General features: G+C 27.0%; 17 protein-coding genes. 16 read left to right on the top strand and 1 reads right to left on the bottom strand.

The annotated features are described in order from the left end of the window. The first annotated feature begins 30 nt into the window (after positions 1-30). The 11 genes from HNR33_RS11565 to HNR33_RS11515 all read left to right on the top strand — a co-directional run bounded on the left by HNR33_RS11565 (position 31) and on the right by HNR33_RS11515 (position 8,557). Entirely contained in the window at positions 31-885 is an 855-nt protein-coding gene (locus HNR33_RS11565) for a hypothetical protein (RefSeq protein ID WP_429083448.1), read from the top strand. 200 nt (positions 886-1,085) lie between these two features. Further along, a complete protein-coding gene (locus HNR33_RS11560; RefSeq protein ID WP_429083446.1) occupies positions 1,086-1,292 on the top strand; it encodes a hypothetical protein in 207 nt (68 codons plus the stop codon). Positions 1,293-1,434: 142 nt separating this feature from the next. Then, positions 1,435-1,716: a hypothetical protein gene (locus tag HNR33_RS11555; RefSeq protein ID WP_429083444.1), complete on the top strand. Its 282-nt coding sequence runs from the start codon at positions 1,435-1,437 to the stop codon at positions 1,714-1,716. A gap of 17 nt (positions 1,717-1,733) precedes the next feature. Further along, positions 1,734-2,456 carry a hypothetical protein gene (locus tag HNR33_RS11550; protein WP_429083442.1) on the top strand — a complete coding sequence of 241 codons (723 nt, stop codon included), beginning with the start codon at positions 1,734-1,736 and terminating at the stop codon, positions 2,454-2,456. A 102-nt stretch (positions 2,457-2,558) separates the two neighbouring features. Next, positions 2,559-3,329 carry a hypothetical protein gene (locus HNR33_RS11545; RefSeq protein WP_429083440.1) on the top strand — a complete coding sequence of 257 codons (771 nt, stop codon included), beginning with the start codon at positions 2,559-2,561 and terminating at the stop codon, positions 3,327-3,329. Between the two features lie 17 nt (positions 3,330-3,346). After that, entirely contained in the window at positions 3,347-4,270 is a 924-nt protein-coding gene (locus HNR33_RS11540) for a hypothetical protein (RefSeq protein ID WP_429083439.1), read from the top strand. Between the two features lie 1,539 nt (positions 4,271-5,809). Beyond that, positions 5,810-6,295, top strand: coding sequence for a hypothetical protein (locus HNR33_RS11535; protein WP_429083437.1), 486 nt, complete (start codon positions 5,810-5,812; stop codon positions 6,293-6,295). 133 nt (positions 6,296-6,428) lie between these two features. Beyond that, the gene (locus HNR33_RS11530; RefSeq protein ID WP_429083435.1) at positions 6,429-6,974 is read left to right on the top strand and encodes a hypothetical protein; all 546 of its coding nucleotides are present in this window, start codon (positions 6,429-6,431) and stop codon (positions 6,972-6,974) included. Between the two features lie 151 nt (positions 6,975-7,125). Then, positions 7,126-7,344 (top strand): hypothetical protein, encoded by a 219-nt coding sequence (locus HNR33_RS11525; RefSeq protein WP_429083433.1) that lies wholly within the window; start codon positions 7,126-7,128, stop codon positions 7,342-7,344. A 29-nt stretch (positions 7,345-7,373) separates the two neighbouring features. Next, entirely contained in the window at positions 7,374-7,535 is a 162-nt protein-coding gene (locus HNR33_RS11520; protein ID WP_429083432.1) for a hypothetical protein, read from the top strand. 353 nt (positions 7,536-7,888) lie between these two features. After that, complete coding sequence (locus tag HNR33_RS11515; RefSeq protein ID WP_429083430.1) at positions 7,889-8,557, top strand: hypothetical protein; 669 nt, start codon at positions 7,889-7,891, stop codon at positions 8,555-8,557. A gap of 54 nt (positions 8,558-8,611) precedes the next feature. On the opposite strand, the gene HNR33_RS11510 is transcribed toward HNR33_RS11515, so the two are convergent. After that, a complete protein-coding gene (locus HNR33_RS11510; RefSeq protein WP_429083428.1) occupies positions 8,612-8,866 on the bottom strand; it encodes a hypothetical protein in 255 nt (84 codons plus the stop codon). A 125-nt stretch (positions 8,867-8,991) separates the two neighbouring features. Between HNR33_RS11510 and HNR33_RS11505 the strand changes: the two genes are divergently transcribed. From HNR33_RS11505 to HNR33_RS11485, 5 genes are all read left to right on the top strand, one after another. Next, the gene (locus HNR33_RS11505) at positions 8,992-10,158 is read left to right on the top strand and encodes a DUF4116 domain-containing protein (protein WP_429083427.1); all 1,167 of its coding nucleotides are present in this window, start codon (positions 8,992-8,994) and stop codon (positions 10,156-10,158) included. Between the two features lie 56 nt (positions 10,159-10,214). Beyond that, positions 10,215-10,523 carry a hypothetical protein gene (locus HNR33_RS11500; RefSeq protein WP_429083425.1) on the top strand — a complete coding sequence of 103 codons (309 nt, stop codon included), beginning with the start codon at positions 10,215-10,217 and terminating at the stop codon, positions 10,521-10,523. A 220-nt stretch (positions 10,524-10,743) separates the two neighbouring features. Beyond that, complete coding sequence (locus HNR33_RS11495; RefSeq protein ID WP_429083423.1) at positions 10,744-10,965, top strand: hypothetical protein; 222 nt, start codon at positions 10,744-10,746, stop codon at positions 10,963-10,965. Positions 10,966-10,970: 5 nt separating this feature from the next. Continuing rightward, positions 10,971-11,186: a hypothetical protein gene (locus HNR33_RS11490; RefSeq protein WP_429083421.1), complete on the top strand. Its 216-nt coding sequence runs from the start codon at positions 10,971-10,973 to the stop codon at positions 11,184-11,186. Positions 11,187-11,197: 11 nt separating this feature from the next. Continuing rightward, positions 11,198-12,055 (top strand): hypothetical protein, encoded by an 858-nt coding sequence (locus HNR33_RS11485; RefSeq protein WP_429083419.1) that lies wholly within the window; start codon positions 11,198-11,200, stop codon positions 12,053-12,055. The last annotated feature ends 30 nt before the right edge of the window (positions 12,056-12,085 follow it).

The following is a 12,085-nucleotide window of genomic DNA, read 5'->3' as shown; positions in this document are numbered from 1 at the left end:
TAAACATTAAAAGGGAAAGGAGGAAAAATGATGAATAGAAAATTTAAAATGATCGTGTTATTTATTTGTTTGCAGGTATTATTTCAAAGTTTAGTTTATGCTGATAGTTATAACCAAGAGTTCAGAAATACATTAGGGGAAATGGTTACATATACAGTTAATAAAACAGAAAATGGGTATGTAATCTCTGTTGATAATATAAGTGTAAGTGCAGGTGATCCTGATACAGCTTATGCTGAAATGAGAAGAAGATATTTTAGTGAAATACTTTTGCCAAAGGCTAAAGTAGAAGATCCAGAATTATACAGAAGGTTAATTGAAGAACAAAGGGCTAAACAAGAAGGGGTTCTAGAGGATGAAGATATTATTAGTGAAGGAGTAAATAATATAATGCAATTAATGCTCAAAGGTTGGAGAGTATTCACTATTTTATCAACAATTATAGCATTAATAGCTATTGTTATAACTTTAATAGATTTATTGAATTCTTCAAGCCATCCAGCCCAAAGATATACCCAGATGCTTCAGCTTAAGGAGAGAATGCTGTTTTTAGCTTTTTTAGGTTTTGACTTATCAAGTCCTATTATATATTTTATTATTAGATTTATATTAAGATTACAGAGTGATATACCTATGTTTGCTAAATTAGAAGTTTATGGAGCAATAGGAGCTGATTATCTTATAGCTATTTTGATAAAAGTTATTGGACTAGCCTTATTAACAGGACTACTCATGTTTTCAGTAAGATTTACTCAGCTTGCTACAAGTGCAGATAATCCTGAAAAAAGAGGAAGGGCTATTAACTCCTTATTCTATGTTGGTATTTTTATTACTGTAATTGGAAACTTTGGGATATTTGCAAGTTTAGTATTAGATATTTTCTAAAATAGTAATAATGTTATTATTAAAACAATATAATATAAAAAAGATGAACAAAGATGGAGATGTGAATTCACATTAATTCTAAAAGGGCGAAATTAAACTGTTAAGGAATTTGAAAGTAACAGGATCTTGCATTTTTAGGAATTATTATGGATAAGCATCTCTTTTTCGTTGAGAAAAAATATGAAAAGGAGGGCAAATATATGTTTAAAGAAGATTTAGAAAAATTAATAAACTGGATAATAAAATTAGTGATATACTCTTTTGTTTTAGCTGTAAGTTTTTCACTTAAAGATCCATATATAAAGGGGTTGGTAATTTCATTTGAGTTATTGATAGGATTTATTACTTTTATACTACCATTAGTGGATAAGTGGTATGACATAGGTATATACGAGATGTATCACTAGAAAGAGAAGGCTCATATAGAGCTTTCTTTTTAGGTTGCCCAAAAATAATTAAGTAAGCACTAATAAACTTATTGATATGAGAGATGATGCATATAGTTATAAAAAGTTCATTAATGAACATTATTGAAAGGAGGTAAAGAATATGGATATGCCTTTTATAATATCTATCATCTTATATGTTTTTGTTCCTATAATATATAAAATACTTTTGGTTATAAATACAGATTGGAAGCAGACTGAGCCTAATAATCCGATAGTAAGAATTGTCACTTTTCGAATCTTAACAATTACTATTATATCTTTGTGGTTCAAACAAACATTATTTCTAAGATCCATAGATGAGAGATATATGTTTTTAACTGTATTTAGCATGACTTTATGGTTTTATGTTTTAAGAGATAAGAAAGAAAGTAGAACAATTTAAGAAGGAGGAGAGAGTTTATGAAAAAAATAATTAGAGAACAATTAGAAGAACTAAAAAGCGAATATGGATTTATTCCATCTACATCACATTTTAAAAGAGCATTGCATGGAAAAATTTTAGAGACATATCCAAGTTTAAAGGAGTGTATTATAGATCTGTTTGGAGAAGATGAGTATAGCCAAAGGAAAAATAAATTGAATATAAATAAGGGAACACGGGCTAAAGAAGATTTTGTAAGAAGAAATATTGATCATAATTTTGTGGTTGAATATTGGACAAGAATGTTTAAAGAGATTGATTATATCCCTTCTACAATTGAATGTAGAATAGATCCATTAAATCTTTTCTATTCGAGTTTGATAAATAGTGATTTTAAAACTAAGAATAATTATATCGAGGCTTTTGGACTAAAAGAGTTACTTCTTAAATCTTATGAATATCAACAAAAGGTATCTAAGGAAGATAGAGAAAAAATATTAAATGAGAAAATAAAACCTTATATTGAAGAACTAAAAGCAATTACTTATGAATGGGTAAGCACGTTTAAGAGTCTTGGGTCAGTGCCACCTGAAGATTATATATCAAAATCTAATAAAGATGAGTTTAAAGAATTATATCTTGCAATTACATCTATTTATCATTCCTACAATAAGTTTATTGAAGACAATAAATTGATAAAAGAACAAGAGAAAAGTGAACAGTTTGAATCCTTATTTCGTAAATACACTAGAGAGGCTTAGACCTCTCTTTTGTTGCTCTTAGCTGATATATATAGTAAGATGTGCATATATTATAAATATAAAGTTAATATAAAAACATTAATAATATGTGGAGGTGTTAAAATGTATAAAGGATTTTTTAAAACAAATTATGGTTATTATGAAAACCATTTATATAATTTCATTATTGATGATGCAAACAAACCTGAATTCAAAGAAGACTTAAAAATAATTAAGAATAATCTTGTTGAGATAAAATATAAATTTCCGAGAAAAATTGAGAAAAAAAATATTAAACAATTGTCAAATATTGATGTAGAAGACTTTAGTAAAGAGCAAGCTGAGGATTATAAATTATCTACAATCAAACGATTAGTTCAAATTGATAGTATTTTTAATCTAATTGCTATGATCATTACAGTAGGCTTATTATTTACAATGGCTCATGTAATATTTGAGCTTGAATATTTAGATGATATTATTCTTTATTTTTTATTGGGAGCAAGTTTATTAATTAGTTCTTTTTTTGGTTATAGAAAAAACAGAAAAGGAATATATGATAAGTATTTTGGTTGTAAGATAAATGATCTTTATTTACCAGGAGTTATTTATATACTTTCGTTTATAACAGTTCTTTATCATACTATTAATTATTTTGAATTAATTAATACTGGGGCTTTTTTCATTGGAATATTAATTACTATTCTTATTAATAAGATCATCAAGAAAGAAGATGCTTACATAGATATGATTGAAAGTAATTTAAGAACATTAGAAAGCTTGGAATTTAAAAACGAAATTATAGTGTCAAAAATTGAAAGTGTAAAAATTACAAACATCAATGATTTTAGAAGCGAACGTGTTGACAGAAGAAGACGAGATATTAACAGATAATCAGGAGGTGAGGTGTGATGAAAGAGGAAAAAGGAAAAGAGCAAAATATTGAGGTGGAGGAAGATAACCAAGACTTATATGAAAAAGTAAGCGAATCTAAGGAAAAAAAGAAGTTGGGAATAGGAATTTATATTGTAATTGGTTTAATCATTTTTTCATTGATTTCAGTATCAGTTATCTTGATTAAAAGTGCTATTTTCAAAGAAGAGATTAAGGTTAATTCTGAGAACTTAGATGAAAATGGAAAATTGATTATTACAACGGATGAAGAGTATATTGATTCTGATTATGAAGATACCAGTGGATTGACTGACAGTGGATTAGGTAAGGAAGAATATGAAAAATTGAGAAGTGAAGAAGAAATTGAAAAAAGAAATTTAGGACTTCCCGCAACAAAGGAAGATCTACTAAGTAGTATTTATGATTATAGTTCCAAAGGTAAATATGTTAAAGCTTTAAAACAATTAGAGTATTATTTAGAAAACAATCCTGATGAGAAGGAAAATTTGTATTATCTGCTAGAGGATTTAAACAATCTTACATTAGCATTTGAAGATATTAATAGTGTTGAAGATGAATATTTAATTAGTTATACAAGAGACCAAGAACTTTATTTATACAGTTTTTTAGATTCTAGTTTAGACTATCAGATTGAAAATGTAAAAATTAAGGATTCAGTTGTTATTCCTGAACATAGTAAAGTATATTTAAGAGAGCAGATACAACCAATTGACCTTCCATATTTTGAAGACTATTTTGATTCAAGATCAATTAAGGGGAAAGAAATTTGGAAACTTACAACTCCAGTTAATGAATATACTCCAGATGCTAATTTTTATATCATATATGATTCAGAGCTTGAAACAAACCAAATATTCTACACTGAATACTCCGAGGATTTCCCAAATGAATATACAACAAGGTATATTCATTTGAATTAAAAAGAGTTAGAAAAAGAGGGGAAAAGGGGGAAAGGATTTTCTATCACAAAAAGACAGTTCTTACTTAACAGTAAAACTGTCTTTTATAGTGTAAAAATTCTTATCAGTGATTATTCTACTGAGACATAAAAACTCTCATACGTTTTAGTTTTTTGATTAAAAATGTCTTCATCGTAAAAAGCATTTATGATGAAGATAGATGACGTATATTATAGGAAATTTCAATATTCATATAATAATGTTAAAAAGTAAAAGTGGTAGAAAAAGTGAGAGAAAAAATGATGAAGACCTGTGGGGTGTCCATACTCCTGTATATTCCATATCCACTCACCACCAAAAACTTTATGTCTCTAGCGAGACAAAAGTTTTCGAGTGTTTCGTGGGGAATATATCAGTCGGCCACTTCCTTAACAGTCGTGGCAGATTACGGAAAACCCTAAAGGGCTTCGTTCCGTTTCAAAATAAAAAGCGATTTTGAAACTCCACTTCGGGTCCTCATTGCTTGACACTAAGGGGATAGAATATAGGGTATAAAGTATATTTGTGTCAAGCAAGTTACGGCCCTTTTCCTTTGAGTATGGACTCTCTGGGGTCATTTTTTTCTCTCACTTAAAACCCCCCTTTTCCCCTCTTTAAAAGATGCTAGGGTAGATCTTTCAGGTAAATTCAAAAGAAATCCCCCATTAAAACCCTCATTTACCTAACATAATTCCCATTATATTATATACCCCCCAATTACAAATCTTAATTTCTTCTAATTCGCTTCATAACTAGCTTAAAGTAGCCTAAAAAAAATCTTAATTTTAAAATTTTTAAGATTTTCCTAAAAAATATATTCTAATCCTGTCTATTACTATATTACCTTCACATTTCAAGACTTTTTAAGGCTTTAAGAACTGAAACATAAAAATAAGATCCTTCAGTATTAATTCTTGTTGAAAATCAACTAGGATCTAGTGTTAATGAAGGGTAGAAGTGATTTTTAAGATTTTTTAAGACTTTAAAAAAAATGTTCCTAAATCCTGTAATCAGGCTTATTAGATACATTTTTTAAGATTTTTAAATCCTTCTACTTACTAATAAGTGTTGCAGAGATGCTATACCCCAAATCATTGTATAAAACTTTAAGTATTAATTAAAAACTTCGGAATTACCCCTAATCTTCTTTATAAGTAGATTACAAAGGCTTATAGTAAGATCTTTATACTTAAAGATTCCGAAGTTTTGTTAAAATGTTCATCTAATAAAGATATAGACTTAATTACAAGCTTTTTTTGTCGATTTTCCGAAGTTTTTTCATTGGAAAAATTAAAGTTAAGAAATTTTTTCCGAAGTTTTTTAAAAATCTCCTGTAAGATACTATTTATCTATATTTAAAGCTTTTTATTATAAATTTCGAAGTTTTGCATCTGCCTATGTAATGCCCATTATCATTTGATTAGCTCATTTTCCGAAGTTTTGGCTTCAGGTTATGAGTTTATATGTTACTGCATAATATAATGTATACAAATGAACATTATAAAGAAAGGAGTGAAGATCATGAAAGAAGAAAAATATATATTTTACGGAGATGAATATATCTTAGCTGAGATTTGCGAAGTATTTGCCTATTTGACTTTACAAGCTATTGAGAATAAAAACAATGAAGCTGAAGAAGAAAGATTTGATCCTAAAACATTTAAAGATATAGATAATGAAATGGAAACAATAGATCCTGAAGAAAAAGAAAGTTTTAAAGTGATACTTGAAGCTATTAAAGAATTTTATAAAGGTAATTGCCCAAGATTTTTATTTGATTTTGAAGTTATTAATGAAGATGAATTTCTAAAATTAGTAGAAGATAGAAAACAAAATCTAAAGGAATTAAATGAAATAATTGTTGAATTCAGATCTAAATATAAAAAAGGAAGTATTAGCAAACACAAAGATTACTATGACAAAATTAATTATAGGATTAAGAAATTAGAATTACCTAAAACCGTATCTAGATTAATAAAGGAATATGAAAAGAAAGAAGCTGTCTAAAAAACAGTTTCTTTTTTTGATTCTATAAATTCAAACATTCTGTTTTGATGGAATTGTAATTTAACTGAAAGTGTTATCTTTAAATTAATCAAGTTAAAAATCAACTTGAAAAATTTAAAAGGAGTTGTTTATTATGATGAGAGAAGAATTTACAATTAAAATGGTAAATGACACAATGCAGTTTGAAGAAAAGTTTCTAAAAAATGAGATTGTTTTAACACCTTACCACTTTATAAGTATTTGTAAGTATTTTAACATTAGTCACGAAGAATTTTTTAGTAATAACTGTAATATAAGAATGGATAGAAATTACTTTCCAGTATTAACATTAAGAAATAAGGAGTTTTTAATTGATAATCCAGAATCTATAGTATCTAATATAGACCTTATATCAGCTAAAATAAGGATCAGTGAGTATATTGACTTTAAAAAACTCTACTTTAACAAAAACCTTAGTCAATATGATAAGGATAAAATATATTATACGATAGTTTCATTAGTATACTTAATAGCAGAGATAGAGGTAGAAGATATTGATATAACAGATATTGATTTCTTCATGGAGTTACAAGGAAACATAAGAGAGTCGATAGGAGAGTTGCTTAAAACAACTATTGAAAATATGTTTAAAAATGAAAAGGAATTTAAAGATAATACATTTTTTAATGACCATAGATAAGATATTAATAAGTTAGGATTAAAGAAGCTGTTCTCAAAGGGCAGTTTCTTTTTTACGAGTTAATATTCTGTTTTAATGGAATCTAAATTAGTTTCATTAATTAATAATAAGGTCGTAATAAAAAAATCAAATGATAAGGAGCTGGTTTAAAATGATTATGAACAATATTGTAAACTTCGACAAAATCCAAGAGCTAAAACGTAAAGGATACGAAAGGGTTGATCAAAACTATAAATTAGATAATAAATTTAAGGGTAGAGCAATGGATTATCAGTTAAAAAGAATGAAGCTACAAAATACAGGGGATATCCTCAAAGCTATTGATACATATATGTTAAAACACTATAAAAGACATATTGAGAATTGTTAATTTAAAAAAAATAAAAGGAGCTGATTTAGTTGAGTTATACGGAAAAATCAGAAATAGCATTTGATAAGATTGAGAGTAGAGAAATTTTATTAGATTGTCTAAATAATTTAAGTGGTAATTTGGACGGAGCGAAATCAGTAGCAAAAGACAAAATGATGGAAATGATTGATAAAGGTGATCTCGTAGGGTAGATAAATACAAAAAATTAGTAGAAATATTAGTTGAATTTGAAGAAAAAATGATACATATATGTTCAAACATTACAAAAGACAATTTAAAGGATTGAACATTGTCAATGAAGAACAAGTAATAAGTTAAAAGTATAAGAAAAAAGTAATAGTATTTGTAATATTTGCATTATAGTATAAGGATACAAATCAAAAAGGAATGGTTACTTTTTAGAATCATTAATTTCTAAAAGGCTGGAACAATTGAATTAGGTAGGAAATTATAGTCTTTAGAAATAGTAATGTAGGATTTTTAAGAAGGATCATCCCTTTTAACATGAAAACCAATGATTAAATAATAGGAGGAATGATATAATATGAACTTAGTAGCAATTAATGGGTGGGTAGAAAAGGATAGACCTTATAAAGGAAAGTATAGAAATGAGGAAGGATTAGGATTAAGTGGTATATATAGAAGGGATTATAAGAAGGTATCTCATATATTAAGACTGTATAATGGAAATTTAAACCTGAGATACAGTTTTCCAAAGGTAGAGATTCCTTTTTCTACACCGATGTTGAATTGGGATAATATATACTTTATAGATAGTAATTATAGTGACAAATTAGTAGAAGCTGTTTTAACAGCTAGAAAACCAATAGGGTTTATTGTAGTAGAAAAAGCAGAAGTAGATACATATATTAAAAAGATAGAAGATAAAGGTGTAGAATATCTTGTTAAACCTCATTTTTGGGAAGGACATTGTGAAATAGGAATTGCAAATAAGGGAAAGATCAGAGAACTATTCGATATAGAAGCTCTATTAGAATCTTATGACCTTATGAGCAAATCATATGGATATAGTCTCATAGATCAGGAAGATAAAGAGGAGTTAAATATTCTATTTAATAAAGAATTATCAGATTTTCTTACTGATTATGACTATGTTAATCCTATCTCAGATGCAATGTTTGTTTTAAATGGACTAATACTAGGTTATCCAATAGAATCTACCGTGGCAGTAATTACAGGAAATGTTTTATAATCAGATAAAGATTACTAAAGAAATAATTGAAAACAGTAAAAAAGAAGTTTAATATTAAACTTCTTTTTTAGGTTCATTTCGTATAATATTGATACCTTTATTATATAGCTCAATATAAAGAGTATCACCTTGAATATAACCAGCCAGAAGGGTAGAGTCTTCTTCAATGAAAAAATCTTCATTATCAAGAGCTTCTATAATATCAGAATGCTCATTAAGAAATTTTTTAAATTTATGAAATTCTATTTCACTTGTTAGATCTACACTACCCTGATAATACTCAAAACTCAAATCTATTTTTCTGCTCATAGTATGCCCCCTAAGAAGAAATTTCGTTATGTTGATATTATAAACAATAATAACACTAAACTACAAGTATGATATAATAATTGTGCAAAATGGTTAATAAAATATCATCCGAAGGGGAGAAGATAATGAAATTAAACACTTCAGAAGAAATTATAAAAACTTTACAAGATAATCCTTCACTTGTGTATATGGATTATGATATGAATGATATTGATGTTTATAAAACTTATTTAGAGATTCATCTTGGTGACTATGATTTTCTTAAGTATAAAGAAAATCCACTTAAATTCAAACCAGATGAACTAAAATCCAAGGAAGATTATATAGAAGCCTTGAAAGTTGACTGCAGAGCTATTGCATATATTCCCCAAAATTTATTAGATGAAGAAATCTTCTGGGAAGCTGTTAAGAGTGATGGTTTTAATTTAAGATTTGTTCCAGAAGAAATGAAAAATAGAGAGTTATGTTTAGAAGCTTTTAAATCAAATGAATTTGATTCATACGACTATATTCCTGAAGTCTACAAAACTCAAGATTTCTATGAAGAGGCCATAAAACTAAATAATTCTACATACTCAATGATTCTTGATGATGAAAATATAAGCAATGAGGTCAAAAGAAAATTGTGTTTAGATGCTATAAGCATTAACTTTGATAACATAGAATTAACATCTATTTCAGAAGAACTAAAAGATAAAGATTTTTATATGGTTTGTTTAAGTAATGATCCAAGGGTAACTTTGGAAGATATAATAGAAAATGAGCATTTGAATAAAGAAGAAATGGTTGAATTAGCTACAAAGGGATTAGAAGCTGATCACACTTTATTTTCAATGATTCCAAAAGAACTAAGAAATAAAATAGATATTGGTATGATACCTGATGAAGAGAAATTTTTATATTATGTTAAAAATTTAGATTTATTTGAGGACAAATACATATTTGCAAAACTTAGTGATACGATTAAAAATGAAGAAATAATAATAAAGGCAATAGATTTTAATAATGAAATAATTCAATACATACCAGGGGAATTATATAATGAAAAAATTGCTAATGCTATTGTTGAAATAAATCCTGTAGCTTTAAATAATATTCCAGAAAAATTTAAGACATATGAGCTGTGTTTACGAGCATCTATTTTAGATCCACATTCTATCTATAGTGTTCCATTAAATTATATAACTAAAGAGTTTTACATAGAATTCATTAATAATACAGATAAAGGACAATTATCGTTCTTATCAGATGAAGTTAATAGCTATGATACTTTTATCGAATCTATTAGTTAAAAGAAGTTTTTATAAAGTCATTGAGTAAGATCACCTAGAGATGGGAGATGAAAATTATGAACTACCAAAACTATTTAGAAAAAGTAAAAGAAAATGGACTATTAATAAAGGAAGTTCCTGAAAAATACATTGATAAATTAATGATACTAACAGCTATAAATGAGAATAAAGATGCTATTGACTATATTAAAGTAAATATGATAAATGAAGAAATACTGTTAGAGATCATTAGACAAGATGCTTCTTATATGAAGTTAATGCCTAAGAAAGATAGAAGCAAGGACTTCTGTGAAAAAGCTTATAAAGTTAATAACAAGGTTAAAAAATATATACCTGATGAAATAAGAAAAGAATTGAACATATAATAAATCATAATCTAACTTATTAAAATCAACCACTGGAAACTACCAGTGGTTTTAATTTTTTTGGGCCTACATTAAATTTTCCTTTATAGTTTCTTTAATGTTTTCATGTGGACATTATTAAAAAGATACTACATAAGTTTATTTATGAAATAAAGGATAGGTGCATATATTAATAATATAAAGTTAATATAATAACATTAATAATATGGAGGTGAAATTTATGACTGACAATAAAATTAAAACTATTTTAACAGGAGGACTAATATTATCGGTTTATATGCTTTTAACAGTAATTTCATTATTTTTTTACAAGCCATTAACACCAGAGGTATTCTTAGAAATATTCTTTTTTATAGCACCAGCATTTATATTAGGTTATTTTATGTGTAGTAATATAAGAAAACAAATTATTAAAGAAGTAGAGGAAACAAAAGAAGATTAAATTATATGAAAGGAGCGGTATTAATGCAAAAGAAAGAACATCTAATATCGGAAATATCTTTAGCCTTAGCTTTAGATTATATAGAAAAAAATAAGAGTAATAAAAAATCACTAATAAATGAAATAAAGAGTTTAGAAATATTAAGTGAAAAAACATTAGAAGAAATGTTTATGACTAAATATAAAGACATATTAATTAAGACTTTATCTAGTAGTAAGTAGGGGGTGATAGGATGGCTAAAAAAAGAAGAAGTGGAAGTGCTAGAAGAAAAGCAAAACAAAAAGCGAATTGGAAAAGAGAAGAAAACAAACTCTTAGGAAGACAATTTCAATATGGAGAAAATATTCTACATAAAGATGATATTATTAGATTGGTAGGAAAAAATGAATATTATATTTTGAAAAAAGGTGGCTATTTAGAAGCTATTCAAAATGCCGAGAAAGGTCATTTTAAATCAACAGAAAAATTTAGAAGAGAATTCAAGCTTCATGTTGATGGCAAAGCTAAATTTGGAGGAAGTGGATCGACCGTTCATGCAAAAGGTGTTAATAATATTATCAATATACTTCCTGATAAAGCTAAATTAGAAGGAAGAGTAAGCAACGAGACAGAGTTAAAAGATGAATTCAAACAATTGAAAACTACTGATGCTTATAAAATAGCTTTAAAAGAAGAAAAAGAAAGACTGGAAAACCAAATCAAACAAATAGAGAATGATTATAGAGCACATAAGATTGATGAGGCAACATATTTAATTGATAGAAGAAATACTAGAAATGATCTTAAAATTATTAATGATAATAAACGTGGAGTATCCCATTCAGATTTCAGAGTTAAATTAACGAGAAATGAAGCTGAGGAGACACTAGAAAGGTTGAGAGATGAAAGATTAAAGGTTTCAGAAAGCTACAGAAAACAATTTGATAAAGCGATAGTTAAAATGGAAAATATAATTTCTAGATCTACAACTACATCGATTGAATTAAATATAGAAATTGTAACAGCTAATTATGAATACAAAGATATCAAAGCTAAAGAGAATTATGAGACACTAACAGGTAAAGAGATTATTTATTTACCTGCTTATTAAAGTTCATATGGTAACAATATAGAAAGCATG

The sequence above is a fragment of the Brassicibacter mesophilus genome (assembly GCF_050433385.1).
Classification (GTDB): Bacteria; Bacillota; Clostridia; order Tissierellales; family Proteiniboraceae; genus Brassicibacter; species Brassicibacter mesophilus.
The sequence above is the reverse complement of the archived record's forward strand: the minus strand, read 5'-3'. Positions and strand labels throughout refer to the sequence as shown.